Source organism: Mesorhizobium sp. P2_D5 (assembly GCF_056404355.1).
In genome coordinates this window covers 254,487-278,981 of the sequence record NZ_JBFUEE010000005.1, presented here as the reverse complement: position 1 = coordinate 278,981, position 24,495 = coordinate 254,487, and the positions used below count along the sequence as shown (strand labels likewise).

The window sequence follows — 24,495 nt, the reverse complement described above, 5'->3', positions numbered from 1 at the left end:
CGGATGCACCTGGAAAAATCTTGCTCGCAATCCAGCAACAGGCAACAATTTCATCACCTTATCGGGAGGAGCCAGCTTTGGGCGGTATATACGCCACTTAGCATCTGGCGCAACCGACCGTTGAGCGTTATTGATTTGCAGGGACGTATCATGGGCTGCTGCAACGGAGAAACGCTATGCTCATCCACCGACTTGCCACTTTGACCGGCCTCGCCGTCGCGACCTTGTTCCTGGCTTCGCCAGCCAACGCGCTGACGATGGCCGAGTGCAGCACGAAGTATAACGCCGCCAAGGACGCGGGGACACTCGCCGGAGCGACCTGGAACCAGTTCCGCAAGGCGCAATGCGGCACCGATGCCGCCGCGACAACCGATACCAAGCCAGCCGACACCAAGAAGGCAGCTGAAACGAAGCCGGCCAAGGCAGCCAAGACGACCACCGCCGCGGCAACCGACAGCACCGCCAAGGGCCTGACGGCAAAGGAATGCAGCGCCAAGTACCAGGCGGCGAAGGCTGCCGGCACCCTGAACGGCATGAAGTGGAACGACTTCCGCAAGGCCGAGTGCGCCGCCGGCGCATCAGCCGCCGCCGACACCAAGCCGGCAACCACCAAGGCTGCCGCGGCTCCCGCCGACAGCAAGGGTCTGACCATGGCCGAATGCAGCACCAAGTATCAGGCTGCCAAGACGGCCAACACGCTGAAAGGCATGAAGTGGAACGACTTCCGCAAGACCGAATGCGGTGCCGCCGCGTCGGATGACGACACGGTGCCGGCTCCGAGTGAGGCAAACTACACCAAAGAGCCGGCAAAGCCGACGACGGCTGCACCGAAGGGCGTCACTTTCCCGTCGGCTATCTCGCCGAAATACGCCAGCGAGACCCCCGGAAAGGGCCGCATGCATACCTGTCTCGACCAGTACTATGCCCTCAAGGACGCGAACGCGCTTGGCGGCCTCAAGTGGATCCAGAAGGGCGGCGGCTTCTACAGCCTCTGCAACGCCAAGCTGAAGACCTGAGCGCCATATAGCCAGACAAACACAAAGGCCCGCGAGGCATCAGCTTCGCGGGCCTTTTGTTGCGTTCAAACAGTCTCAATCGACCTGTTCTGTGACTGCAGAAGCTCGACCAGGCTGGTGAGATCGGCGCTAGCCTTGCCGGCCGCCACGCCGCGCTTCATCAGGCCTTGCATCGGCAGCATGAGTTCGGTGCTGATGCCTGCGGCCTTGCTGGCATCGATCAGATTGACATAGGCCTCGGCCTGCATGCCGAGATTGGAGGCGACATTGCTGGTGTGGTCGCCGGCGTCGATCTGCTCGGCCCATTTTGGCAACCCACCTTGCATCGCTTGCAGCCATGACGTCAGCAGCGGCATGAATACACCGGCTGGAATTCCCGCCGATCCCGTCAGCGCCAGCGCTTGGATCACACCCCCGAACAGGCCATACATGCCCGCCAGCAGCGCGATATCGTGAAGCGGCGCCAGGCCGGCATCTTCGCCCAGATATTTGCTGGTGCCGAGCGCATCGAGTTGTTCCGAGTGCATGTCGAACCCCTGCTTGGAGCCGCTGTAGAGGACTAGGGCGTGCCGCCCGCCGATCATCGGCGGCACCGCCATGATGCCGCCATCGACATAGTTGGCGCCGTGCGTGAGGGCCCACTGCGACATCGCCCGCGCCTGCTCGGGCGTGCCGTTGGTGAGATTGACCAGTGTGCGGCCAGACAGCGCTTCCCGCGCGGGAGCAAGGGCCTCGTGGACCGTGTCGTAGACGAGAAGACACACCACGATCAGCGGGCTCGACCTGACGGCCTCCTCGACGCTGGCAGCCACGACAGCACCCTTGGCCGCCAAAGCGTGCGCCTTTGCTGGAGAACGGTTCCACACGGTCACCACATGGCCTTTGTCGAGGAAGGCCTCGGTGAGAGCCGTGCCCATGGCGCCAAGGCCGATTACGGTCATATCGCTCATCTTGTGTCTCTCCGTGGTTCGGGTTTGCCAGGTCACACCGGCAAGGGGCTCAGGTCCTGGCCAAGTCCGCCATCGACGGTCAGTCGCGCGCCTGTGGTGAAGGTTGCGTCGAAAGCCAGGAACAGCACCGCATGCGCCACCTCATCGATGGTGCCGTGACGCCTCATAGGCGTGACCGCGTCGCCAATCGCCATGAAGGCCGCCCGCTCCTCGGCGGAAGCGCTCGCCACGCCCATTGTCGGCGTATCGATGAAGCCGGGGCTGACCACATTCACGCGGATCCGGCGCGGCAGGAGCTCGGCGGCGAGGACCTTGGCGAAAGCGCGAAGTGCTGCCTTCGACCCGGAATAGACGCTCATTCCGCCGTTGCCGGATTCATCGGCGATCGATGAGGTGAAGACGATCGCACCACCATCCTTAATCAGCGGCAACAGGCGCTGTGCGGTGAAGAAGGCGCCTTTCGTGTTGACGCTGAAGATGCGGTCGTAGCTGTCCTCGGTGACCCGCTCCACCGGCTCGAGATTGGCAACCCCGGCATTGATGTGAAGGAAGTCGATCTGGCCGAGCTTCTGGCCCACTTCGGCCCCGAGCGTGACGATATCGGCCATGTCGCCGATGTCCGACTGCACGACATGGGCGCGCGAAAACAACTTCGCGCGGGCGGCTTCGATGTTGCGGTGATCGCGGCCGGTGACCAGCACGTTGGCGCCGCCTTCGACCAGCGCCTCCGCCACGGCAAGCCCCATGCCGTGCGTTCCGCCGATCACCACGGCCTTCTTGTTTGCGTATCGTGTCATGATCCATCCCTTTCGCCAAAATTCGACCACCGACGGCCTTTGCAGGCCGAAGCAAGGTACCGATATGTTGTTGTGCTGTTTGCCGGTGCCGGCGATCTGGTTTGAAGTTATGGACCGGCTTGGTTTTTCTCAAGTACCGACAAAAATGTAAGCCACCCACCGATTGCTCAGAATTGGATGAAATATGGGAAAGAAACAGCCAGATAGTTGCGGATTGGGACCGGCGCTGGAGGTGATCGGCGGCAAATGGAAAGCTTTGCTACTCTGGCAGATCCACAAGGCGCCGGCGCGCTTCGGTGAACTGAAGCGCCTGGTGCCCGACATCATTGAAAAGATGCTGATCCAGCAGCTGCGCGAAATGGAGGCCGACGGCATCGTCCACCGCGAGGTCTTCCCCGAAGTTCCGCCCCGGGTCGAATACTCGATCACCGAATTCGGTATCGAGCTGGACAATGCCCTGATCCCGCTCGCCAGATGGGGCAAGCAACATGCCGGCCGGTCCGACGGGCAAGGCCACGGCAAGGCAAGCGCGCTCGCGCCGCACGGCCTGTGACCAACGCCGAACAGCAAAACGCCGCGGGTTGAAGCCGCGGCGTTTGTTTCTCAAAAATCAGTGGCCCCTGTCAGCTTGACGGCTGCGGTTCCATGCCGCCTTCGGGCTCCGGCCCCTTCTTGCGCCGGCCACCGGACTTCGGCACCGCCGACCCACGGCTGGGCGGCGTGTCGTCGCCAAGGTCGCGCGAAGGCTTCTGCCCGGCGATCAACTGCTTGATCTCTTCGCCCGACAGCGTCTCGTATTCGAGCAGCCCTTCCGCCAGTGCAATCCATTCCTTCTTCTTCTTGGTCAGGATGGATTTTGCCGTCGAATAGGCCTCGTCGATCAGGCGGCGCACTTCGGCGTCGATGATCTGCGCGGTCTCTTCCGAGACGTTTTGCGTACGCGCCACCGAATGGCCGAGGAACACTTCCTCCTGGTTGTCGCCATAGGCGACGTGGCCGAGCTTGTCGGAAAAGCCCCAGCGCGTGACCATGGCGCGCGCCAGCTTGGTCGCCTGCTCGATGTCCGAGGAGGCGCCCGAGGTGATGTTTTCCTTGCCGAACTTGAACTCCTCGGCGACACGGCCGCCCATCATGATGGCGAGCCGCGAGATCATGTATTTGTAGCTCATCGAGTAGCGGTCGCCTTCCGGCAACTGCATGACCATGCCGAGCGCCCGGCCACGCGGGATGATGGTGGCCTTGTGCAGCGGATCGGCCGACGGCACGTTGAGCGCCAGGATGGCGTGGCCGGCCTCGTGATAGGCGGTCAGCGCCTTCTCGGCCTGGGTCATCGCCGACGAGCGACGCTCGGCGCCCATCATGATCTTGTCCTTGGCGTCCTCGAACTCGGCCATCGTCACCAGGCGCTTGTTGCGCCGAGCGGCCATCAGCGCCGATTCGTTGACGAGGTTCATCAGGTCGGCGCCGGAGAAGCCCGGCGTACCGCGAGCGACGACCTTGAGGTCGACATTCGGTGCCAGAGGCACGTTGCGCACATGCACCTTGAGGATCTTTTCGCGGCCGACGATGTCGGGGTTCGGCACCACCACCTGGCGGTCGAAGCGGCCCGGCCGCAACAGCGCTGGGTCGAGCACGTCGGGCCGGTTGGTGGCGGCGATCAGGATGATGCTTTCGTTGGACTCGAAGCCGTCCATCTCGACCAGCAGCTGGTTCAGCGTCTGCTCGCGCTCGTCATTGCCGCCGCCGAGACCGGCGCCGCGATGGCGGCCGACGGCATCGATTTCGTCGATGAAGATAATGCAGGGCGCGTTCTTCTTGGCCTGGTCGAACATGTCGCGGACGCGGCTGGCGCCGACGCCGACGAACATCTCGACGAAGTCCGAACCGGAGATGGTGAAGAACGGCACATTGGCTTCGCCGGCAACCGAGCGGGCGAGCAGCGTCTTGCCGGTTCCCGGAGGGCCGACAAGCAGCACGCCGCGCGGAATCTTGCCGCCGAGCCGCTGGAACTTCTGCGGATCGCGCAGGAACTCGACGATCTCTTCCAGGTCTTCCTTGGCTTCATCGACGCCGGCAACATCCTGGAAGGTGACGCGGCCATGCGCCTCAGTCAACAGCTTGGCCTTCGACTTGCCGAACCCCATGGCTCGTCCGGAGCCGGACTGCATCTGGCGCATGAAGAATATCCAGACGCCGAGGATGAGGATCATCGGCAGCCACGAAATCAGATAGCCGAACAGCGAATTGGAACCGTCGCTCTCAGGCCGCGCATTGATGGTGACGTTCTTGTCCTGCAGCCGCGAGACCAGCGACGGATCGCCGGGCGAATAGGTCTGGAAGCCGCTGGCATTGTCGGTGTAGGTGCCGGTGATGCGAGCGCCCGCAATGGTCACCGTCTTGACCCGGCCCGCCGCGACGTCCTGCAGGAACTGCGAATAAGGCACATCGCTGGAAGCCCCTCGCGTCTGCGGCGTCTGGAACAGATTGAACAGGGCGATGAGCAAGACCGCTATGATCGCCCAGAGCGCGAGGTTGCGATAGTTCGGATTCATCAATTGTCCCGTTGGCGTCCGCGCGTCGGACACACGTCATGAGAGGAAACTTGCGCCTAACATAGGGAGAGCGCCTCCCCTTGCCAAGCAGAACAGCAGGTCTGGGTTAAGCTTTCGCCCAACATCGTCAGGCACTGTGGCCACTGAAAGGCAAGGCGGGAAGCGGGGCCGCGCCAATCAGCCTGGCGACGGCCCGCGCCGGTGCCAGGTCGAAGGACGGCAGGAAGCGGGCAAAGGGGGCAACGGCCGGCCGTGCCTCGACCACAGCAGGGGCCCGGATGCTCCCCGGCAAACCCAAGCATTCACCGGCTCGCCATAGCGCCGGCTCGGCGGCGAGCGCGGCGCGCATCAGGCTTGGCGGGGTTTGCCCCTCGCCGATCGGCGGCCGCTTTGCTGCTGCGCCGAACGGGGCGATCAACAATGCGCCGCTGCTGTCGTTCAATGTGATGCGCCGGCGGCCATCCCAGAGGGTGCCCTCGGTGACTGCGGCGGCGGGCGGCAGGCCGCGCGCCTCGCGGCGCAGGAAAATGCCGGCGCGCCGGGAATCGACCACCGTCCGCGACAATGTGGCGCAAAGAAATCCGGCCTTCAGCCGGCCAAACAGCGCCTCGCTGCGGGCCTGGTCCGGCAGAAAGGCAATCCCGCCGGTCGTGGCCAGCAGAAGGCGCAGTGCGTAGACGGCGGCATGCTCCTCCCCGGCGGTCAGCAAGCCAGGATCAAGACGAATGAGCCCCGCCGCCGGCTGGGTCGCGAAACGGCGGATCAGGTCCGCGGCAGCCAGGCCAAGCTGCCAGCGCGCGTTGCCCTCATGCGCGGCCAGCGCCAGCGCATCGTCGATGCGCTGCATGCCGTTCTCGTCGGCTAGCGTCGCGCGCAGGCGCGGTCGCTCGAACGCCTCGTCGACATTGGTCGGGTCGTCGGCCCAGCCGACATGTTGACGTCGCAGGACGTTGCGCAAGGCCGCGCGGCGCGTGCCGAGAAGCGGCCGCACGATACAGCTGCGCCAGTCATACAAGGTGGCCGGCGCCATGCCGGCAAGCCCGCGACCTGCCGTGTCGGCATGGCCCCGGCCCTCATCACGGACCTGCCGCATCAACACCGTTTCCGCCTGGTCGTCGGCGGTATGGCCGGTCAGGATCAGGCCGATGCCTTGCGCCAGTGCCGCCTCGGCCAGCAGCCGGTAACGCGCTTCCCGGGCCGCGGCGGGCAGACCGGTCGATGGCTTGGGGCCGGACCATGTCAGGATGCGATGCGCAATGGCGTGCTTGGCGCACAGCCTCGCCATCCCCTGCGCTTCCGCTGCCGAACCGGGCCGCAAATCGTGGTCGATCGTCACTGCCAGCAGCTTCGTTGCCGGCGCAGTGCGATCGAGATGGTGTTTGAGAAGGAGGAGCAGGGCGGTCGAGTCGCTGCCGCCGGACACGGCCGCCACGGCGCCGCTGGTAAAATCGATATGCGAAAAAAGGCTCTTCGAGAGGTCAGGCTCGATATCGAGCATCAATGCATGTCGCCCAAAGATGGTCCCGGTTTCGGGGCAACGACATGCACGGAAAGGATCAGCACGCCGCCAGCGCCTTTTCCTGCTTGACGCGTTCCTTGAGCGCGCCGGAGATGTCGGGGTAGCGCTTGCCGATCTCGCTGAAGGTGGCGCAGGCCACGTCATGCTGCTTCAGGCCGACCAGCGAAACGCCGAGCTTCAGCAACATGTCGGGAGCTTTCTTGGCCTTGGGATAGTCCTTGCTGGCGGAAAGGAAAGTCTCGGCCGCGTCGCGATATTTCTGCTGGCCGAGCAAGGACTCGCCAAGCCAGTAATGCGCATCCGCCGCCTTCGCATCCTTGGGGAAGCGGGAGATATGATCGCGAAAACCCTGCTCGGCGGTGCTGTAGTCGCCCGAGAGGATGAACTGATAGGAGTTGCGGTAGAGTTCCTCGGGGTCGTTGGTGGCGGGCAATGCCGCCACCACCGTGCCGTCGGACTTGCCGGCCTTGGCCGGAGCGCCGCTGGCTGGCGCGGTGTCCTGCACCGGCGCGATCGCCTGGGTGCTGCCGCCGGCATCGATGACATTGCCGTTCTTGTCGACGGTGATGGTGCCGAAAGTCTTTTCCGGCGCTCCCGTTCCGGGAATCACCTTGCCGGGGTCGCCAGTGGGCGATTCGACGATGACCTCCTGGCCGGCGGCGGGCGCGGTGCCCGCATCGGCCGGCGCCTGCGTTGCCGGAGCCGCTGCCACATCGGTGTTGCTATCCGTCGTGGTGGTGGCGTCCGATTTCTTCTGTGCCGGCGGCTGCCCGCCTTGCGTGCCGCCTTCAAGCTGCTGGAAGCGGAACTCGTTGTCTTCCTGCTGCTTGCGGATCTGCTCCTGCATCTGCAGGACCTGGAAATTGAGTTCCTCGATCTTGCCGTTCATCTGCCGCAGTTGCTCTTCCAGCCCGGTCACGGCGGTACCGTCGGACTGCACCAGCTGGACCTGATCCGGTTTCTTCTTCTGGCCGAAAATGCCGGGCAATTCGATGCTGGGCAGATGGAAGGAAAAGCCGCTGTCGGTCGATTGCCCTGTGCCCGCCAGGGCGGTGACGCCTGATAGGAGCAACAGCGCAAGGGTGCCGCTTAGAACCGATCTCAAATGCATGTGCCTCTCGCCGTGATTTCGTTAGCTTGTTCGCGCCTTCCAATCAGAGTGGGACCAGCCAAGCGCCCTCGGCTCATAGCAGGAGCCGAGACTTCGGCCAAATTTTGTTTCGGGCATCCGGATATGAAAAAGGCGGCCCTGGGGCCGCCTTTCGCATAGGTGTGTGGCATTTCTGCCGCTAGACCGTCGCGCCTCCTTGACGCTCCGGTCGGCAGCACGAAGGCTCAGGAACCCGCGCCGCTGAGCGTGGTGACCGCGCGGCGGTTCTGCGACCAGCAGGAGATGTCGTCGCACACCGCGACCGGACGCTCCTTGCCGTAGGAAATCGTCTTCAACCGGCTCGCCGAAACGCCCTTGGCGACGAGGAAGTCGCGGGTGGCGGCGGCGCGGCGGGCGCCGAGCGCCAGATTGTACTCGCGCGTGCCGCGTTCGTCGGCATGGCCTTCGATGACGATGGCATACTGCTTGTACTGGTTCAGCCACTGCGCCTGGCGCGAAAGCGTCGTCTGCGCATCGGCACGGATCGAGGTCGAGTCCGTATCGAAGAAGATGCGGTCGCCGATGTTGACGGTAAAGTCCTTCGCCGAGCCGGGCGTTGCCGCGCCGGCGCCGTTGAGGCCAAGGTCGGCGGCATTGTTAGGCGTCTTCTTCGAGGCGCAACCGGCGATGGCGAGCATCGCCACCAACGCGATCATGACCGGGTTTCTGGTAAGTGCTGCGATACGGCCCATGCCGCCTCTCCTTCGCATTTCGAGTGATTTCGTTGATCACCCAGTAACCACGTTTGGGTTAACCGGCATTCAAGAAACACGGTTAAAAATTGGTTTAGGCTGCCCGTCCGCAGCTGTCTCGTCCCGAGGGGAACAGAGCGCCACAATGCGTGCGGACCGTAGGCGGAAATGCGGCCAAAACGCGACCTTGGCGTAAAAAAAGCCCCGAAATGGGGCTTTTGAGGTATTGTTGCCAAGTTGCAACGAAGCGAGCGGATGCTCGACCGAAAACCCAGCCTGGTCTATTCGAGCAAGGGCGACCAGGCCGGATCCGAAGCAAAATTCGTCGTCGGGATCGACTGTTCGTTGCGGCCGGTGAGGTCGACGGAGACCAGCTTCGGTCCACCGGCGGAATCCCGGAAGAACATCAGCACGCGACCGTTCGGCGCCCAGGTCGGCCCTTCCTGCTGGAAACCGGACGACAGGATTCGCTCGCCCGAGCCATCGGTCTTCATGACGCCGATCTGGAATTCGCCGCCTGTCTGTTTGGTGAAGGCGATGAGGTCGCCGCGCGGCGACCACACCGGCGTCGAATAGACGCCGTCGCCGAAGGAGATGCGGTTCTGGCCCGAGCCATCGGCGCCCATCACATAGATCTGCGCGCGCCCGCCCCGATCGGAGGTGAACACCACCTGGCTGCCGTCGGGCGAATAGGACGGCGAGGTGTCGATGGCGGTCGAATTGGTCAACCGCGTCGTCGAACGGCTCCGCAAGTCCATGGCGAAGATGTTGGAATTGCCGTCGTCGCGCAGCAGGCTCATGATCACCTTCTGGCCGTCGGGCGAAAAGCGCGGCGCAAAGGTCATGCCGGGAAAATTGCCGACCAGTTCGCGCTGGCCGGTCTCGATCTGCAGCAGGTAGACCCGCGGCTGACCGCTTTCATAGGACATGTAGGTGATTTCCTGGCGGTTCGGCGAGAAGCGCGGTGTCAGCACGATCGACTTGCCGTCGGAGAGATAGCGGACGTTGGCGCCGTCCTGATCCATGATGGCGAGGCGCTTCTTGCGCGCATTCTTGGCGCCGGATTCGTCGATGAAGACGACGCGGGTGTCGAAATAACCCTTCTCGCCGGTCAGGCGTTCGTAGATCGCGTCGGCGATGATGTGGGCGACGCGCCTCGTATTGGCATCGTTGGCGAAGAACTGCTCGCCGGACATCTGCTGGCCGGCAAAGGTGTCCCACAGCCGGTACTGGGCGCGAATGCGGCCGTCAGCCTCCTTGCCGACGCTGCCGGTGACCAGCGCCTGCGCATTGATCACTTTCCAGTCGTCGAAGCGCGGTGCTGCATCCGGATTGGAGATCTTCTCGATAAAGGCACTCTTGTCGATCGGCGCGAACAGTCCCGAGCGCTTCAGATCGGCGGTGACGATTTCGGAGATCTGGGCGCCAAGCGCGTCGCCGCCCTGGAAGTCGGTGATGGCGATCGGCAGCGGTTCGACATTGCCCTTGTTGACGTTGAGCTCGACGAGCGCCAGGGCCGGCAACGTGCCGGCAGCAGTCATGCCCATCGCCATAGCTGCGATCATCAGGAGCGGCTTGAGGATTGATTTCATGTCTTCTCGCTTCTCGTACTGATTTTCGGATACTCGGGCCTACAGGCCCAGCATCTCCCTTGGATCGAAGGTGACGCGGACGTCGGCCCAGATGTCCTGCTTGCCCGCGGGGACCTGCAGGCCGGTGACATCGCATTTCTGCACGGCGCGAACGGCACTTTCGTCGAACTGGCGGTTTCCGCTCGACTTTTCGACATTCGGGCGGCCATCCAGCTTGCCGGAGGCGTCCAGGTTGAAGCGGACGACGACGACGAAGTTTTCCGAACCTTCAAGGCCAACCGGAAGGGTCCAGCAGCCGCCGAGCTGGCTCTCAAGGGCGCCCATTTCCGATTTCGACAGCTTCTGGCCCTGATCCTTGTCGCCGCCGAGCGAGGCCTGCTGGGTCGAGCGCTTGGCGCCGCCGCCGGACGGCTTCTGCTTGTCGAGGAGAGCCGAGATTTCGTCGGCGTTGAATTGCTTGTCTTCGGACTTCGGCTTCGACGAGGCTTCCTTGACCGGCTTGTCGGCATCCTTGCGCTCCGGCGCCTTGGCGCTTTCGGCCTGCGCCGGCTGCGGCTTCGGCCGCGCTTCCGGCGCGGGCGCCGAGTTCGGCAGCTGCGTCTCTTCGGTGGGCCGATCCTTGGCTATGGCTTCGGCGACTGCGTCAGGCTTGACCTCGGGCGTCGGATCGATGGCAGCGGTCCTGTCCTGCGGCGGCGGGGTCGGCGCCGGCTTGGCCGGTGTCGGCTTGGGGTCCGCCTGCTTGACAGGCTCGGGCTTCACCTCTTCCTTGGGCGTCGGCGCCGGCGCCACTTCCGTTGCCGGAATGGGCTTCGGCTTTTCCTGCGGCTTGGGCACGTCCTCGGGCTTCGGCTTTTCGACCGGGGTCGGCGCCGGCGGCGGAGCCGAAGTCATGTCCACCGGCTTCGGCTTGGCCTCCGGCGTTACCGGCTTGTCGGTGTCGACGCTGTTCTCGCCGACCTTCTGCGATACCGGCACGATGTCCGGGCGCTGGGTCGGCACAGGGGCCGGCTTTTCATGCATCACGGCCTTCTTGTCGCCCTGCAACGTCTGCGCAATAGCTTCCATCGGCACGATGTCGACCGCGACCGACTCGACATCGGCGGACGGGAGTGCAGCCGGCGCCGACAGCGTGAACAGACCGAAGGCCAGCACCGCCGTATGCAAGATCACCGATGTGGTGAGGCCGGTCTTCATCTCGCGTCTATTGATCCTGTTCCTGCAGTGAAACCAGGCCGATATTCTTGTAGCCAGCGGCCGAAATGCGGGCCATCACCTTCATCGCCGTGCCATAGTCGGTGGTCTTGTCGCCACGGATGAAGATGCGCTCTTCATAGCCGGTCTTCGAGATCGCCTGCAGCTTGGCCACCAGTTCCTCGATCGGGATCTCGGTTTCCTGCAGATAGATCTGGCCGGCGGCGTTGATCGAGACGGTGATCGGCTGCGTGTCGGCGTTCATCGCCTTGGCCTGCGTGTCCGGCAGGTCGATCGGCACGCCGACCGTCAGCATCGGTGCCGCGACCATGAAGATGATCAGCAGCACCAGCATCACGTCGACCATCGGTGTGACGTTGATCTCAGACATCAGTGCATGGTGACGGCCGCGCCGCCTGTGGCCGCGCCCACCGCGTCCTCCCATGCCAACGGACATACCCATCAGTTACTCCTCAGGCCTTGGGGGCCACTTTTTCATCGATTTGGCGCGAGAGTATGGCGGAGAACTCGTCGGAGAACCCTTCCATGCGCACCGCTATCTTGCTCGCGTCGGACGACAGTTTGTTGTAGGCGATGACGGCGGGGATGGCGGCGAGCAGGCCGATGGCCGTCGCCAGCAGCGCTTCGGCAATGCCGGGCGCGACCACCGCGAGACTGGTGTTCTTGGAGCCGGCGATCGCCTGGAACGAGGTCATGATGCCGATGACCGTGCCGAACAGGCCGATGAAGGGTGCCGCTGAGCCGGTGGTGGCGAGGAAGCCGAGGCGCCCCTCCAGCTTTTCCATCTCGCGGGTCAGCGCCAGGTCCATCGCCTTGTCGATGCGGGTCTGCAGGCCGAGCGGCGACTTGGCGCCCTTCTCGAAGCTTTTCTTCCACTCGCGCATCGCCGCCACGAAAATGGCGCCCATGCCGGTGGTCTTGCGGTCGGCGAGCGTGCGGTAAAGTTCCTCCAGCGACTGCCCGGACCAGAACACCTGCTCGAACCGGTTGAGTGACAGCCGCATGCGGGCATAGGCAACCAGCTTGTCGACGATGATTGCCCAGGTCCAGACCGACGCGCAGAGCAAACCGATCATGACCAGCTTGACCACCCAGCTGGCCTGCATGAACAGCGCCCAAATCGACAATTGCGCGCCCGGTTCGGCGAGTGCGATATTTTCCATCGTTATCGTCCTTAAGATTTTCCGGGCGAAGCTGGCGGCTGGCCCCTGGCATCCCTTGTGGTCGGTTCGCACGCAGCTACCGGAACAACCCCAAACCGTGCCTTTGGTGGCCTTTTCGGGGCAAATATTGGTGAAAGGAAGGCGCTTGATAACGCCAATCTTCACCAATCTCTTCATGAACCGTTATGGTTAAGGATGGGTTAGTTCCTAAGGCGCGGCGCATTGCCGCGTCCCGCCATCGCAATGCCGTCGCTTCGATGCCTGGACCAGGGTGTGCTGAGATTCAGGTCAGACCGAGTCAGACCGAGCCGAAAACGGTGGTTTCCGAGAACCGGAGCGGAGCGTACTTGAAGTACGTGAGCACCGGAAGCGTAGGAAACCGCCGTTTGCAGGCCGGCATCACCTGAATATCAGCGTACCCGTGGCATGAATGCCGCCACCCATTCCCGGGGAAAGCGCCTTGGCCTGCCATTCTCGCCGATGATCGCCGCTTCGACCTTGGCCTCGACCAGCACCTCGTCGCCGCGTTTGAGCTGCTGCGCCATGAAGATGCGCGCACCGGAAATGTCCTCGGTGCGGGTATCGATCGTCAGGATGTCGTCGATGCGGGCGGGGCCGCGAAAATTGATCTCCATGCGACGCACCACCCAGACGATCTTCTCGCCATGCTTGCCGTCGGCGAGTTCGGTGTGATGCACGCCGGTCAGCCTGAGATAGTCGGAGCGGCCGCGTTCGAAGAATTCGAGATAGCGCGCATGGTAGACGACGCCGGAGAAATCGGTGTCGGCGTAATAGACGCGCGCCATCAGCCGGTGGCCGAACTCCGTCAACGCGCCGGAAAGCCCTGCCAGCAACGCCGCCGATTCACCATGATCGTCCATTGCGCTTCCTTTTTCAGTCCCGACCGGGCACGTGTTTTCCGCGCGACATAGCATCGGATGGCACTGTTGACGGCGATGATCAAGACCTTGATGGCGGCGCTGTTCATGCTGGTGGCTCTGTCGCTGCCTGGCCAGGCGGCCACCTTCTCGATGAAGCGCGGCCTCAATCTCGACCAGTGGACGACGTGGCCGGGCGAGGACCGGTGGGGCGATGCCAAGGCGATCCTGCCCTATCCGGAATGGCGCAAATTCCTTCGGGATGACGACCTCGAGGCGCTCAAGGATGCGGGCTTCGATTTCCTGCGCATGCCGGTCGATCCGTCACCTTTCCTGTCCGGCCAGACCGTGGCCTTGCGCGACGACCTCTATGCCAGCGTGCTGGACTCTGTGCGCATGATCAACCGCGCCGGCTTGAAGGTGATCGTCGACATGCACCTGATCCCGGCCGGCGGCAGCCGCAAGATCGGCATGAGCCAAGTGATGGATGACCCGCGGACCTTCGACGCTTATGTCGACATGGTGCGCGAGATGGCCCGCACGCTGGCCAGCGAAGATCCCGAAAAGGTCGCCTTCGAGCCCATGAACGAGCCGATCGTCGACTGCGACAGCGACGGCACCAGCCTCTGGCCGGAGCGCCAGCCGAAGCTGTTCGCGGCAGCGCGCTCCTCGGCGACGAAACTGACCCTGGTGCTGACCGGCGCCTGTTATTCGGCCGCGACTTCACTCGAGAAGATCGATCCCAAGACGATCCCTGACGACAATGTCATCTGGACCTTCCACTCCTACGATCCGTTCCTGCTCACCCATCAGGGCGCGACCTGGGCCGGCGACTTCATCCCCTATGTGACCGGCCTGCCCTTTCCGCTGACCGCGGTGCCACAGGCACAGCTCGAGGTGACGCTCGACACCATCCGCGCCAAGATCAAGGCCGAGGCGCCATGGATGCGGCAGGGCGGCCTGCTTGCCTATCTCGACGAACAGGTCGCCAGTATGGACAGCCCCGACAAGCTGCTCGGCCTGATGGATGCGCCATTCAGACAAGTCGAGGCGTGGGCGAAGGCAAACGGCATCAAGCCGCAGAACGTCACGCTGGGCGAATTCGGCATGATCCGCCAGGAATATGGCAACGCCTATGTGATGCCGGCCGCGTACCGCGCCGCCTATGTCAGGGACATGATCGCACGAGCCGAGGCGCACGGGTTCTCATGGTCGGTGTGGAGCTATGGCGGCGCCTTCGGCATCGTCGATGCCTTCAACGGCGACAGAGCCGAGCCTGAGGTGATGGATGTGATCCGCGCCCTGCATTGACCGCTCAGCCAAGGTCGATCGACAGGATTTCAGGGCGCATCCCGAAACGCACCGGCACAATGCTGAAGCCAAGCCCGCCCGAGACGATCAGATTGCGGTCGTTCTCGACGACATGGCCATAGGCATAGCGATTGCCGAACCGCGACGGCACGACCGGCGAGTAGCCGAACAGCCGTACCTGTCCGCCATGGGTGTGGCCCGACAGGGTCAGCGACACCCGCGACGGTACGATGGGAAAAATATCGGGTTCATGCGCGAGCAGGATAACCGGCGAGGCATCGGTGACCTTGGCCAGCGTGCCGTCAAGATCGTCAAGCCCCTTGAAGCCGGCGCGAGCCCTAGTCGGCAGCAGGGCCAGCTGATCGGCGAGCCCGGCGATCCAGACGCCATGCCCGTCCTTCTCCAGGCGCATGACGTCGTTCTCCAGGACCGGGATGCCGACTTTCTCCAAGGCTTTACGCGCTATGGTCGGGCCGGCGCCGGCCCGCTGCGCGAAGCCATCGCCCCACCAGTCGTGGTTGCCAAGGATCGACAGCACCCCGAGCGGTGCCTCGAGGCCCGACAACGCCGATGCCCATTGTGACGGCGTCACCGGCCCGGTCACCAGGGGCATGCCGGCGATATAGTCGCCAAGCAGGACGATCAGGTCCGCTTGCTGCGCATTCGCGTCTTCGACAAGCGAAGCGATCCGCTCCGGTGTCATCCACGGCCGGCAGGCATGGATGTCGGCGAGCGCGACGATGCGCAGCTTCAATCCCGCCGGCCAATGCGGCGGCGTCAGCGCGTAGCGCTTCAAATGCGTCAGCAGCATCGGTTCGATGCCGACCGCATAGGCGCTGAGCGCGGCGACCGACAGAAACGACCCGCCGACGAAGCGCAGGAACCCGCGTCTGGTTATCATGCTCGGCTCCGGACAAGATCGCGGCGACAGTCGCCAAGGCCGCGTTAAAGTCCATGATTGCGCCGGCAAACCGGCGAAGCTGAGGAGATTTTGCGCAAGGACGGTCACGGATCCTTGATCGCCGATCCCAGTCCAATCGTCCGGACCGCTACTCTTCCTGGAACAGGTTGATCTGCTGCTGCGCCAGATCCTTCGGCGCATCGAGGCCGAGGTGCCGCCAGGCATTGGCCGTCAGCATCCGGCCGCGCGGCGTGCGTTGGATGAAGCCCTGCTGGATCAGATAGGGCTCGATGATGTCCTCGATGGCGTCGCGCGGCTCGGACAGGCCGGCTGCGATCGTCTCGATGCCGACCGGGCCGCCGCCGAAATTGCGGGCGATCATCGACAGATACCGGCGGTCGAGGGCGTCGAGGCCGAGCGCGTCGACCTCCAGCCGGGTGAGCGCCTCATCGGCAATCTGGCGATCGACATGGCCATCGCCGGCGACCGAGGCGAAATCGCGCACCCGGCGCAGCAGCCGTCCGGCAATGCGGGGCGTACCGCGTGCGCGCCGCGCGATCTCCAGCGCGCCATCGTCGCCGAGCGGCATTTGCAGGATGCGGGCGCCACGCCGGACGATCTGTTCCAGTTCATCGACCGTATAGAAATTCAGTCGTACCGGAATGCCGAATCGGTCGCGCAGCGGATTGGTCAGCAGGCCAAGCCGCGTGGTGGCGGCGACCAGGGTAAAGCGAGCAAGGTCGATCTTGACCGAGCGCGCCGCCGGTCCCTCGCCGATGATCAGGTCGAGCTGGAAATCCTCCATTGCCGGATAGAGGATTTCCTCCACCGCCGGGCTCAGCCGGTGGATCTCGTCGATGAACAGCACGTCGCCTTCTTCGAGATTGGTGAGCAGGGCCGCGAGATCGCCGGCCTTGGCGATGACCGGGCCGGAGGTCGAGCGGAAATTGACGCCGAGCTCGCGCGCCATGATCTGCGCCAGCGTCGTCTTGCCGAGACCCGGCGGCCCGACGAACAGCACATGGTCGAGCGCTTCGTTGCGGCCCTTGGCGGCTTCGATGAACACTTTGAGATTGGCCCGCACCGCCGCCTGGCCGACGAAATCGTCAAGTGTCTGCGGCCGCAAGGTCTGCTCGGCATCCTCGCCGCGTTTTTCGGGCGTAATGAGACGGGGTGACAGGCTCATGGCACCTTCCTTGCACGCGGCAAGGACCTGAACAAGCGACGCCTCACCGCGCCAGTTCCTTCAGACCGAAACGGATCAGCTTCGGTGCATCGGCATCCTCGCCCGCAGTCTTAAGCGCCGCCGCCACCGCATTGGCGGCTGTGTCGCGCGAATAGCCGAGATTGACCAGCGCCGAGACGGCGTCGGTGATCGGCGCGGGAGCGACGCCTTCGCCGAGTTCCTGCTTCAAGCCGATGGTGCCGGAGGCGGTGCCCGCATAGGCCGGCGCCTTGTTCTTCAACTCGGTGACGATGCGCTCGGCCACCTTCTTGCCGACACCAGGCGCACGAGAGACCATGGCGATGTCGCGCAGCGCAATGGCGTTGGCGAGATCGGCCGGCGCCAATGTCGACAGGATGGCCAGCGCCACCTTGGCGCCGACGCCTGGCACATTGTTCATCAGCAGCCGGAACCATTCGCGCTCCAGCTGCGACTGGAAGCCGTAGAGCCGCAGCATGTCCTCGCGCACATAGGTCTCGATGAACAGCACCACCGCTTCGCCCGGCGCCGGCAATGCGGCCAGCGTACGCGCCGAGCAATAGGCGACATAACCGACACCGTGGATATCGACGAGGCAATGATCCTCGTCGATTTCGTCCAGCGTGCCCTTGAGTTTGCCGATCATGCCAGATCTTTCATGGAAGATGGGCCCTCATGGGTACGTTTGAGGAGAGATGATGTCGAGATCCGGGAAGTAACTGCGATAGCGGGCAGCGTCGCGGGTCAGCAGACGATGTCCGGCAACGGTCGCATGGGCTCCGATGAAAAAGTCTGGCAACGTCCGCTCGCGAACCCCGCCAGCACGGCGATAGCGGGAATGCGTAACGCCTGCAAGGAATGCCGCGTCCCAAGGCAGGAACTCACGATCCATCTCAAGCATGTCGACTGCTTTTCGAAGCGCCGTCTCTGTCGCTATCAGCGGCGCGAGCTCGGACCAGATGATCGTATTGATCAGCAAGGCTCCATCGCGGCGACAGGAAACAATCGCCGATGCCGACCATTTTGTCAGCGGTCCGGCCGGTCCCCAGACGTCGATCAGGACATTTGTGTCAATCAACGTCGAGATCTTCACGCGGCCCCCTCAACCAGTCCATGTATTCGTCGGTCGTCATGCCTCCCAGATCCAGAGTCCCCTCCATCCGGTCAAGCACATCACTGAACCTGCGGGATGCCTCTTCCTCGGACAGGTTTTCGTTGACGGCGACAAGACGAGCGCCCTCGTCGGTGGCCACGAACTCCACCTCGGAGCCCGGGCCGATTCCCAGATGGTCTCTTATCTGTTTGGGGATTGTGACTTGCCCCTTGGTGGTCACGCGCATGGTAATACCTCTGAAGTATTACTTATCGCAGGAACGGGAACAAGTCAAGAACATTGCTACCCGGCGAGCGCCATCCGATAGGCGACACTTTGCCGGTGATGCGCATGGCAGATGGCGATGGCGAGAGCGTCGGCGGCGTGTTCGGTATCGAAGGTGGCCTTTGGCAAAAGCACCTTCACCATCATGTGGATCTGTTTCTTGTCGCCATGGCCGACACCGATCACCGCCTTCTTGACGGCGTTGGGCGCATATTCGGCGACGACGAGACCAGCGCGCGCCGGCACCAGCATGGCGATGCCACGCGCCTGGCCGAGCTTCAGTGTCGCCACCGCGTCCTTGTTGACGAAGGTCTGTTCGACCGCTGCCTCGTGCGGCATGGCGGTGTGCAGGATTTCGGCGAGCCCGTCATGCAATTGGCAAAGCCGCGTCGCCAGAGCCGCCTTGTCGTCGGAACGCACGGTGCCTGAGGCAACGAAGCGCAGCGAATTGCCGAGGCTCTCGACGATGCCCCAACCGGTACGCCTGAGCCCCGGATCGATACCGATGATGCGAATCGCTTCCCCCATGCTGTCAGTCTACCTCCGACGGACAGCGATGCCAGCGAAATGTGAACAAACCGGAAACGAATGGCCGCCTACGTTAGCCGCGAGCGAAAGCCGTGTTCAGCAGGCTGATCTGGTCGGAAACCGGATTGGGGCGGCGGGCCGCCGGTTGCATGTCTACCACGCCGTCGGAGCCGTAGATCTCCTCGTCCATGCGGCGCACCAGCGCCTGCAGGCGCAGCGAGCGGGTGACGAGGTCGAGGAAATCCTTGGGCAGTTCGGCCCAGCCCGCGGCTTCGTCATGGGCGGAAGCGGTGTCAAGGCGCACCTTGGACTTCTCAGACGCAACCTGGTCGCGGGTCATCTCACCGGAATTCGCGGCGCGCTGCAAAAGCAGCCACGAGGCAACCTGCATCAGCCTTGTGGTCAGCCGCATCGATTCGGCCGCATAGAGCGTGGCCCCCAGCCTGGACAATTTCTTTGCCTCGGCCCGGCCCTTGCCGTCGAGATACTCCGCCGCCTGTTCGACCAGGCCCATACCTTCCTGGTAAAGCGGCTTGAAGGATTGCGTGAAAACCCGGCGCTCCGCCAGCTTGACGGTTTTCGCACTGCCCGTCGAAGGCTCGTTCATTTGCTACGCCCCTGCACCTACAGCCGGCTGATTCGGCTCACTGCCGATACACCCGGCAGCCTATATGACTGAAGCTTCAAAATGCGCTTCGTCACCCGCGATGGCAAGCACATGTTTAACAGAAGGTTAACGGCGAGCCGACATCGGACGCCCCCGGAATCCAGACAAAAAAAGAGCCGCGGATAAGGCGGCTCTCAGGAGTTTAACAGGGAGGCGTCAAACAAAGTGGCTCCAACCACTCGGTAAGAATCCAGATCACTGGATGGACATAGTAAACACCTGTAAAGCTTAATGAAGCCTTAACGGCGCGCGTGTTTTTTGATCCAAAGCCGCCGTCCTGTGCCGGAACAGCACAGCCCGGAACCTCGCTTCAGCGTCTGTTTCGAAATTCGCTCTGGCGAGTCACATGGTGGTGGTTTCGAGAACCGGAGCGGAGCGGACATTTGGTCCGCGAGCACCTGAAGCGCAGAAAACCCCATCAGATGGCCGACAGAGTAGAGTTTCCAGACGCGCTCTCGGCTCAGGCTTTCTTCCAGACGGCCGGCAAGGCGATGAAGGCAAACAGCAGCATGGCCGCGTAGAAGCCCATCGAAGAAATCCCGACCAGCGGTTCGATCGCGGCATTGCCGGCAAGCAGGAAATAGAGACCGATCAACAGGCCGATGCCGCTGATTGCCGTCAGCCAGAAATGGATGGTGGCGAGCATCTTTTGTCCGACTGCCGGAAACAGATGGTAGAAGAAGGCGAAGACTGCCGACATCAGCCATCCGGCCACCATCGTGTGGGCGTGGGTCGGCATCTGGCTATGGTCCTGGCTGATCGCCATGTGCAGGCCGAGCGCCATCCCGCACAGCGAATAGATGATGGCCAGCGTGAAGAAATTCCGTGCTACCCCTTGCATAATGTCCCCTCGAATGCCTCTTCCCGTGTGCGGGAATGGGTTGATTGTCAGGCGAATCTTGTCGCCACCGGGCTCCCGGCATTGGCGCACTAGCATCGGCACTGTTTCCAGACGATGTCGCGCCAACCCCTCCCGACACTTCTCCCAATAGCAGAAAACCAGGCAGCGCATTCGCCATCTCAGTGGCTTCGTGTGCTGGCGGCAAACTGAAACAGAACCGGCTTTTCGCGACATCGTTCCGAAACGGGCGCGGCGCTAAACGCTCGCTCCTCTGACGGCCGGCGCAAATCGCCCCTGCCGCATCCCCTCCAGAACACTCCAGGAGCAACCATGGACTGGTACTCGATCGTAAAATTCCTCCATGTCGTCACGGCCATTTTATGGGTCGGAGGCGGCTTCGTGTTGTTCCTCCTCGGCGTGCTTGCCGAGCGCGCCGGCAACATCGAGGAAAAGTTGCAGGCGATGCGCGCCAGCGGGCAGTTGGGTGGCCGTTTCTTCGCGCCGATGTCGATGCTGACCCTGATCTTCGGCCTCATCATGTGCAGTTTCTGGGTTGGCTTCTCGGATCTATGGATCATCATCGGTCTGGTCGGCTACGCGACGACCTTTTCGATCGGCATGTTCATCTTCAAGCCAACGGGCGAGCGCATGGGAGCGATGATCGCCAAGGATGGTATCACGCCTGCTGTTCTGGCCATCGGCCAGCGCATGATGAGCGCCGCACGCTTCGACTACGCAGTGATGCTGGTAGTCATCGCCGACATGGTGCTCAAGCCGAGTGTGCATGACATCGGTATTCTTGCTGGCATGGTGCTGGTCGTCGTGGTCAGCGCCACACTGGCCCTTGGCGTCGACCGTCGCCTCGTGCCGAGCGCCGCCTGACACCGCCGTGATGATGCGGGCGGCTGCACGGCCGCCCCCCTCTACATGAGGCCGGCGATGCCGTCCCACAGTAGCTTCAGCGCCACCACCGCCACGGTTGCGTAGGTGAAGGGATAGAAGGTTTCCGGGCGCATGCGCCGCACCAGCCAGGCGCCGGCGACGGTCGAGAGCGGCGCCAGCGGCATCAGCACCGCCGACGCCGTCAGATTGGCGGTGTCGAACTGGCCGAGCGCGAAATAGGGAATGAGCTTCAGCGCATTGGTTGCGGCAAAAAAGATCGCCGCGGTGCCCGACAGAATTTTGGGATCGAGCCGGATCGGCAAGGCATAGACCTGGAACGGCGGGCCGCCGACATGGGCGACGAAGCTGGTGAAGCCGGCGACCGTTCCCCAGATGGCAGCAGCGACGCGGTTGGGCGCGACCGCGTGGTCGGCGCCATGGCGAAACTGCAGATAGAGCCAGCGCAGGACGAAGATGATGGCGACGGCGCCGACGATCAGCCGTACCGCCTCCTCGGTGACCAGTGCTGCCGTCAGCCAGCCGAGTCCGATGCCGACGACCGCGCCCGGCATCATGTCGACCAGCATCTTGCGGTCGTAGACACCCCACCATGTCCACACCGACACGATGTCCATCAGGCACAGGATCGGCAGGAGGATCGCCGCCGCCTGCACCGGCGGCATGGTCAGCGCCATCAAGGGCACGCCGACGAAACCAACGGCGCCGCCGAAGCCGCCCTTGGACAGGCCGACCAGAATGACCGCCGGAATGGCGGCCGCGTAGAACCACGGTTCGAGAAGCAGGCCTGACATGGGGAGGGGCTGGGCTGGAGGGAAAGCGTATCGACGTCTGGATAGCCCAGATTCCCCAGCGGAGCGACAGCAAATATACCGCACCGACCGCCGGCGTTTCACCCGGCGTCGATCAGGAAGCCTGCAAGATCTTTGCCTTGTCACGCGGGGCGGTTACGTCGAGAGGTGGCGGCCGCCGCCGGATCGGCTGCGCCTTGATGATGGCGGTGCTCGTCTCAGCCTTGTCGGCGACGCGGTCGAGAATGCCGTCGAGATCGCCGATCGAGCGCACGAACAGCCGGGCGACGAAGCAGTCATCGCCCGTCACCTTGTCGCATTCGCCAAATTCGGGGATCTCCTCGATCAGCTTCTGGACGATGTGCAGCTTGCCCGGCAAAGGCCGGATGCGCACGATGGCCTGCAACGTATAGCCTAGCGCCAGCGGATCGATCTCGACGGTGAACGCCCGGATGACGCCGCGTTCCTCGAGCCGTCGAAGCCGTTCCGAGACGCTCGGCGATGACAGCCCAACTTGGGCAGCCAATTCCTTCAGCGAAGTCCGCGCGTCCTTGATCAGAATTTCGAGGAGGCGTCGGTCGAGATCGTCAAGCATTTTACATTTCCCGCAAATTTGGAGGCGAGGCCTAATATAATTAGGTCAATCGTCTATACTACCTTTCTCATCAGATGGAAAGCTTCGTTGCCGCATGAGATTATACCGGCTCAACGGGTTCGGAGGTTTGTCGTGAACGATACAGTGCGCGGTACGGTCGAAATGTCCGCCGCAATGGCGATCCTGGGGACGATCGGATGGTTCGTCGTCATGTCCGGCCAGCCGATCATGGACGTGGTGTTCTGGCGTTGCGCGTTCGGCGCGCTGACGCTGCTTGTCATCTGCGCCGGGCTGGGGTTGCTGCGCAACAGCTTGTCGCTGCGCATCATCGGCTTCGCCGCGCTCGGCGGCGTCGCCATCGTCGTCAACTGGCTGCTGCTGTTCAGCGCGTTCTCGCGCGCGTCGATCTCGATCGCCACCGCCGTCTACAACACGCAGCCCTTCATGCTGGTCGGCTTCGGCGCGCTGTTCTTCGCCGAGCGACTGACCCTGACCAAGCTGACCTGGCTGGCCATCGCCTTCGCCGGCATGGTGCTGATCGTGCAGGCCGCCCCTGATGCCGGCGATGTCGGCACCGATTACTTTACCGGCATCGTCATGGCGTTGGGCGCGGCTTTCTTCTGGGCCGTCGCCGCCATCGTCACCAAGAAACTCAAGGGCACGCCGCCGCACCTGATCGCGCTGATCCAGGTCTGCGTCGGCGTCGTCATGTTGGCGCCCTTCGCAAATCTTTCCCAGCTTCCCGCCGATGCGTGGAGCTGGGCCATGCTGGCGACGCTCGGCATCGTCCACACCGGCCTGATGTACATCCTGATGTACGGCGCCATCCAGAAGCTGCCGACGCATCTGCAGGGGTCGCTGTCCTTCATCTACCCGGTGGTGGCGATCCTGGTCGATGTCGTGGCCTTCGGCCATCGGCTGCATCTGAGCCAGATTGTCGGCGCCACCGCCATCCTGATCGCCGCCGCCGGCATGAATCTCGGCTGGACGCTCTGGAAGTCGAAGGCGCCCGTCGCGAGCCCGCACCCGATCAAGTGACACAGGCCCGCCGGCGGCCCGGCGGGTCACAATCGCGATCCCGGCTGCCCGCCTGTTCAAAGCGGGCACTTTGCTCTATGCCGCAATCCAACCATCTTCGCCCGGCATAGGCGAAACGCGGGATCGAAGAACCATGAATGACGCAACGCCCCCCAACCGCTGTCGCATCGTGCTGATCGCGCCGCCCGGCGTGCCGGCGGCCCGTATCGCCGCGGCATTCGAAGGCGGCGATGTCGCCTCGCTGATCCTGCCGGAGAACGGGATGGACGAGGCCTCCTTCCAGGCTTTCGCCGAACAGATCGTGCCGGCCGCGCAGGCCGCGGGCGTCGCTGTCGTCATCGCCGGCGACACCCGCATAGCCGGCCGCGTCCAGGCCGACGGTATCCATGTCGAGGTCTCCAAGGCCGAACTCGCCGAGACGATCGAACATTTCCAGGCAAAGATGATGGTCGGCGCCGGCGGCGCCAAGACACGTGACGACGCGCTCGAGCTTGGCGAGACACGGCCCGACTATATCTTCTTCGGTCGCTTCGGCTACGACAACAAGCCCCAACCGCACCCGCGCAACCTGTCGCTCGGCAAATGGTGGGCCGACATGATCCAGATCCCTTGCATCGTCATGGCCGGATCCGACATCGCCTCGGTGGAAGCGGTGGGCGCCACCGGCGCCGAATTCGTGGCACTGTCGAGTGCCGTGTTCGCCGACGCCGCCGACCCCAGGGCAGCGGTCGCCAGCGCCAACGCGCTGCTCGACGAGACCGCGCCGCGTTTCGAGGACTGACGTGCCTTCGGCGACGCTTCCCCTCCAGGCTCTGCT

Annotated in this window: 27 protein-coding genes; 6 read left to right on the top strand and 21 right to left on the bottom strand. The window is 63.5% G+C overall.

What is annotated here, in order from left to right; genetic code table 11:
* Window positions 1–176 precede the first annotated feature (176 nt).
* Entirely contained in the window at window positions 177–1,016 is an 840-nt protein-coding gene (locus AC1DYW_RS22710) for a hypothetical protein (RefSeq protein ID WP_457152488.1), read from the top strand.
* A 65-nt stretch (window positions 1,017–1,081) separates the two neighbouring features.
* On the opposite strand, the gene AC1DYW_RS22705 is transcribed toward AC1DYW_RS22710, so the two are convergent.
* Window positions 1,082–2,002: an NAD(P)-dependent oxidoreductase gene (locus AC1DYW_RS22705; RefSeq protein WP_477227695.1), complete on the bottom strand. Its 921-nt coding sequence runs from the start codon at window positions 2,000–2,002 to the stop codon at window positions 1,082–1,084.
* The gene (locus AC1DYW_RS22700) at window positions 1,999–2,763 is read right to left on the bottom strand and encodes an SDR family oxidoreductase (RefSeq protein ID WP_457152486.1); all 765 of its coding nucleotides are present in this window, start codon (window positions 2,761–2,763) and stop codon (window positions 1,999–2,001) included. Before AC1DYW_RS22700 ends, AC1DYW_RS22705 begins: the two co-directional genes overlap by 4 nt.
* A gap of 232 nt (window positions 2,764–2,995) precedes the next feature.
* Between AC1DYW_RS22700 and AC1DYW_RS22695 the strand changes: the two genes are divergently transcribed.
* Complete coding sequence (locus AC1DYW_RS22695) at window positions 2,996–3,316, top strand: winged helix-turn-helix transcriptional regulator (protein ID WP_477227694.1); 321 nt, start codon at window positions 2,996–2,998, stop codon at window positions 3,314–3,316.
* A gap of 70 nt (window positions 3,317–3,386) precedes the next feature.
* Here AC1DYW_RS22695 and ftsH read toward each other — a convergent pair whose 3' ends face one another.
* The 9 genes from ftsH to ybgC all read right to left on the bottom strand — a co-directional run bounded on the left by ftsH (window position 3,387) and on the right by ybgC (window position 13,527).
* Window positions 3,387–5,315, bottom strand: coding sequence for an ATP-dependent zinc metalloprotease FtsH (gene ftsH, locus AC1DYW_RS22690; protein WP_095089505.1), 1,929 nt, complete (start codon window positions 5,313–5,315; stop codon window positions 3,387–3,389).
* A 127-nt stretch (window positions 5,316–5,442) separates the two neighbouring features.
* Window positions 5,443–6,813 (bottom strand): tRNA lysidine(34) synthetase TilS, encoded by a 1,371-nt coding sequence (tilS, locus tag AC1DYW_RS22685; protein ID WP_477227693.1) that lies wholly within the window; start codon window positions 6,811–6,813, stop codon window positions 5,443–5,445.
* A gap of 58 nt (window positions 6,814–6,871) precedes the next feature.
* On the bottom strand, window positions 6,872–7,945 hold the full coding sequence (gene ybgF, locus AC1DYW_RS22680) for a tol-pal system protein YbgF (protein ID WP_477227692.1): 1,074 nt from the start codon (window positions 7,943–7,945) through the stop codon (window positions 6,872–6,874).
* Window positions 7,946–8,169: 224 nt separating this feature from the next.
* Window positions 8,170–8,676 carry a peptidoglycan-associated lipoprotein Pal gene (pal, locus tag AC1DYW_RS22675; RefSeq protein WP_095089511.1) on the bottom strand — a complete coding sequence of 169 codons (507 nt, stop codon included), beginning with the start codon at window positions 8,674–8,676 and terminating at the stop codon, window positions 8,170–8,172.
* A 281-nt stretch (window positions 8,677–8,957) separates the two neighbouring features.
* Window positions 8,958–10,241, bottom strand: a complete 1,284-nt coding sequence (gene tolB / locus AC1DYW_RS22670) for a Tol-Pal system beta propeller repeat protein TolB (protein WP_245331229.1) — start codon at window positions 10,239–10,241, stop codon at window positions 8,958–8,960.
* A gap of 66 nt (window positions 10,242–10,307) precedes the next feature.
* Window positions 10,308–11,465, bottom strand: a complete 1,158-nt coding sequence (locus tag AC1DYW_RS22665; RefSeq protein WP_477227691.1) for a TonB family protein — start codon at window positions 11,463–11,465, stop codon at window positions 10,308–10,310.
* 7 nt (window positions 11,466–11,472) lie between these two features.
* Window positions 11,473–11,925, bottom strand: a complete 453-nt coding sequence (gene tolR, locus AC1DYW_RS22660) for a protein TolR (RefSeq protein ID WP_457150860.1) — start codon at window positions 11,923–11,925, stop codon at window positions 11,473–11,475.
* 10 nt (window positions 11,926–11,935) lie between these two features.
* Window positions 11,936–12,646: a protein TolQ gene (gene tolQ / locus AC1DYW_RS22655; RefSeq protein ID WP_095089519.1), complete on the bottom strand. Its 711-nt coding sequence runs from the start codon at window positions 12,644–12,646 to the stop codon at window positions 11,936–11,938.
* 410 nt (window positions 12,647–13,056) lie between these two features.
* Window positions 13,057–13,527: a tol-pal system-associated acyl-CoA thioesterase gene (ybgC, locus tag AC1DYW_RS22650; RefSeq protein ID WP_477227690.1), complete on the bottom strand. Its 471-nt coding sequence runs from the start codon at window positions 13,525–13,527 to the stop codon at window positions 13,057–13,059.
* 57 nt (window positions 13,528–13,584) lie between these two features.
* Here ybgC and AC1DYW_RS22645 point away from each other — a divergent pair, with 57 nt between their 5' ends.
* Window positions 13,585–14,835, top strand: a complete 1,251-nt coding sequence (locus tag AC1DYW_RS22645) for a glycoside hydrolase family 5 protein (protein WP_477227689.1) — start codon at window positions 13,585–13,587, stop codon at window positions 14,833–14,835.
* A gap of 4 nt (window positions 14,836–14,839) precedes the next feature.
* Here the strand turns inward: AC1DYW_RS22645 and AC1DYW_RS22640 are convergent, their stop codons facing one another.
* The 8 genes from AC1DYW_RS22640 to AC1DYW_RS22605 all read right to left on the bottom strand — a co-directional run bounded on the left by AC1DYW_RS22640 (window position 14,840) and on the right by AC1DYW_RS22605 (window position 20,354).
* Entirely contained in the window at window positions 14,840–15,736 is an 897-nt protein-coding gene (locus AC1DYW_RS22640; protein WP_477227688.1) for a metallophosphoesterase, read from the bottom strand.
* A gap of 148 nt (window positions 15,737–15,884) precedes the next feature.
* Window positions 15,885–16,922 (bottom strand): Holliday junction branch migration DNA helicase RuvB, encoded by a 1,038-nt coding sequence (gene ruvB / locus AC1DYW_RS22635; RefSeq protein ID WP_477227687.1) that lies wholly within the window; start codon window positions 16,920–16,922, stop codon window positions 15,885–15,887.
* Between the two features lie 43 nt (window positions 16,923–16,965).
* Entirely contained in the window at window positions 16,966–17,586 is a 621-nt protein-coding gene (gene ruvA, locus AC1DYW_RS22630) for a Holliday junction branch migration protein RuvA (RefSeq protein WP_095089529.1), read from the bottom strand.
* Between the two features lie 27 nt (window positions 17,587–17,613).
* Window positions 17,614–18,033, bottom strand: coding sequence for a type II toxin-antitoxin system VapC family toxin (locus AC1DYW_RS22625; protein WP_457150856.1), 420 nt, complete (start codon window positions 18,031–18,033; stop codon window positions 17,614–17,616).
* Window positions 18,011–18,280, bottom strand: coding sequence for an AbrB/MazE/SpoVT family DNA-binding domain-containing protein (locus AC1DYW_RS22620; protein ID WP_095089533.1), 270 nt, complete (start codon window positions 18,278–18,280; stop codon window positions 18,011–18,013). Before AC1DYW_RS22620 ends, AC1DYW_RS22625 begins: the two co-directional genes overlap by 23 nt.
* Window positions 18,281–18,336: 56 nt before the next feature.
* Window positions 18,337–18,846 (bottom strand): crossover junction endodeoxyribonuclease RuvC, encoded by a 510-nt coding sequence (ruvC, locus tag AC1DYW_RS22615; RefSeq protein WP_095089535.1) that lies wholly within the window; start codon window positions 18,844–18,846, stop codon window positions 18,337–18,339.
* Window positions 18,847–18,919: 73 nt separating this feature from the next.
* The gene (gene rcdA, locus AC1DYW_RS22610) at window positions 18,920–19,453 is read right to left on the bottom strand and encodes a protease adaptor protein RcdA (RefSeq protein WP_477227686.1); all 534 of its coding nucleotides are present in this window, start codon (window positions 19,451–19,453) and stop codon (window positions 18,920–18,922) included.
* A 520-nt stretch (window positions 19,454–19,973) separates the two neighbouring features.
* Window positions 19,974–20,354 carry a hypothetical protein gene (locus AC1DYW_RS22605; protein WP_457150855.1) on the bottom strand — a complete coding sequence of 127 codons (381 nt, stop codon included), beginning with the start codon at window positions 20,352–20,354 and terminating at the stop codon, window positions 19,974–19,976.
* A gap of 330 nt (window positions 20,355–20,684) precedes the next feature.
* Between AC1DYW_RS22605 and AC1DYW_RS22600 the strand changes: the two genes are divergently transcribed.
* On the top strand, window positions 20,685–21,236 hold the full coding sequence (locus AC1DYW_RS22600) for a DUF2269 family protein (RefSeq protein WP_477227685.1): 552 nt from the start codon (window positions 20,685–20,687) through the stop codon (window positions 21,234–21,236).
* A 41-nt stretch (window positions 21,237–21,277) separates the two neighbouring features.
* On the opposite strand, the gene AC1DYW_RS22595 is transcribed toward AC1DYW_RS22600, so the two are convergent.
* Together AC1DYW_RS22595 and AC1DYW_RS22590 are read right to left on the bottom strand one after the other, a co-directional pair.
* Complete coding sequence (locus AC1DYW_RS22595; protein WP_477227684.1) at window positions 21,278–22,048, bottom strand: sulfite exporter TauE/SafE family protein; 771 nt, start codon at window positions 22,046–22,048, stop codon at window positions 21,278–21,280.
* Between the two features lie 112 nt (window positions 22,049–22,160).
* Window positions 22,161–22,640, bottom strand: coding sequence for an Lrp/AsnC family transcriptional regulator (locus AC1DYW_RS22590; RefSeq protein ID WP_477227683.1), 480 nt, complete (start codon window positions 22,638–22,640; stop codon window positions 22,161–22,163).
* Window positions 22,641–22,772: 132 nt separating this feature from the next.
* On the opposite strand from AC1DYW_RS22590, the gene AC1DYW_RS22585 reads away from it, so the two are divergent.
* Both AC1DYW_RS22585 and AC1DYW_RS22580 read left to right on the top strand, forming a co-directional pair.
* A complete protein-coding gene (locus tag AC1DYW_RS22585) occupies window positions 22,773–23,678 on the top strand; it encodes a DMT family transporter (protein ID WP_457150851.1) in 906 nt (301 codons plus the stop codon).
* A 133-nt stretch (window positions 23,679–23,811) separates the two neighbouring features.
* A complete protein-coding gene (locus AC1DYW_RS22580) occupies window positions 23,812–24,459 on the top strand; it encodes a thiamine phosphate synthase (protein WP_477227682.1) in 648 nt (215 codons plus the stop codon).
* Window positions 24,460–24,495: the final 36 nt, after the last annotated feature.

Bases quoted from the DNA above. Each gene is read 5' to 3' on its own strand.
- AC1DYW_RS22640 (WP_477227688.1), bottom strand. From the start codon at position 15,736: ATGATAACCAGACGCGGGTTCCTGCGCTTCGTCGGCGGGTCGTTTCTG.
- AC1DYW_RS22600 (WP_477227685.1), top strand. From the start codon at position 20,685: ATGGACTGGTACTCGATCGTAAAATTCCTCCATGTCGTCACGGCCATT.
- AC1DYW_RS22595 (WP_477227684.1), bottom strand. From the start codon at position 22,048: ATGTCAGGCCTGCTTCTCGAACCGTGGTTCTACGCGGCCGCCATTCCG.
- tolB (WP_245331229.1), bottom strand. From the start codon at position 10,241: ATGATCGCAGCTATGGCGATGGGCATGACTGCTGCCGGCACGTTGCCG.
- ybgC (WP_477227690.1), bottom strand. From the start codon at position 13,527: ATGGACGATCATGGTGAATCGGCGGCGTTGCTGGCAGGGCTTTCCGGC.
- AC1DYW_RS22605 (WP_457150855.1), bottom strand. From the start codon at position 20,354: ATGCAAGGGGTAGCACGGAATTTCTTCACGCTGGCCATCATCTATTCG.
- tolQ (WP_095089519.1), bottom strand. From the start codon at position 12,646: ATGGAAAATATCGCACTCGCCGAACCGGGCGCGCAATTGTCGATTTGG.
- AC1DYW_RS22710 (WP_457152488.1), top strand. From the start codon at position 177: ATGCTCATCCACCGACTTGCCACTTTGACCGGCCTCGCCGTCGCGACC.
- AC1DYW_RS22645 (WP_477227689.1), top strand. From the start codon at position 13,585: ATGGCACTGTTGACGGCGATGATCAAGACCTTGATGGCGGCGCTGTTC.
- AC1DYW_RS22700 (WP_457152486.1), bottom strand. From the start codon at position 2,763: ATGACACGATACGCAAACAAGAAGGCCGTGGTGATCGGCGGAACGCAC.
- ybgF (WP_477227692.1), bottom strand. From the start codon at position 7,945: ATGCATTTGAGATCGGTTCTAAGCGGCACCCTTGCGCTGTTGCTCCTA.
- AC1DYW_RS22620 (WP_095089533.1), bottom strand. From the start codon at position 18,280: ATGCGCGTGACCACCAAGGGGCAAGTCACAATCCCCAAACAGATAAGA.
- AC1DYW_RS22580 (WP_477227682.1), top strand. From the start codon at position 23,812: ATGAATGACGCAACGCCCCCCAACCGCTGTCGCATCGTGCTGATCGCG.
- AC1DYW_RS22665 (WP_477227691.1), bottom strand. From the start codon at position 11,465: ATGAAGACCGGCCTCACCACATCGGTGATCTTGCATACGGCGGTGCTG.
- ruvB (WP_477227687.1), bottom strand. From the start codon at position 16,922: ATGAGCCTGTCACCCCGTCTCATTACGCCCGAAAAACGCGGCGAGGAT.
- pal (WP_095089511.1), bottom strand. From the start codon at position 8,676: ATGGGCCGTATCGCAGCACTTACCAGAAACCCGGTCATGATCGCGTTG.
- tolR (WP_457150860.1), bottom strand. From the start codon at position 11,925: ATGGGTATGTCCGTTGGCATGGGAGGACGCGGTGGGCGCGGCCACAGG.
- ftsH (WP_095089505.1), bottom strand. From the start codon at position 5,315: ATGAATCCGAACTATCGCAACCTCGCGCTCTGGGCGATCATAGCGGTC.
- ruvA (WP_095089529.1), bottom strand. From the start codon at position 17,586: ATGATCGGCAAACTCAAGGGCACGCTGGACGAAATCGACGAGGATCAT.
- rcdA (WP_477227686.1), bottom strand. From the start codon at position 19,453: ATGAACGAGCCTTCGACGGGCAGTGCGAAAACCGTCAAGCTGGCGGAG.
- ruvC (WP_095089535.1), bottom strand. From the start codon at position 18,846: ATGGGGGAAGCGATTCGCATCATCGGTATCGATCCGGGGCTCAGGCGT.
- tilS (WP_477227693.1), bottom strand. From the start codon at position 6,813: ATGCTCGATATCGAGCCTGACCTCTCGAAGAGCCTTTTTTCGCATATC.
- AC1DYW_RS22590 (WP_477227683.1), bottom strand. From the start codon at position 22,640: ATGCTTGACGATCTCGACCGACGCCTCCTCGAAATTCTGATCAAGGAC.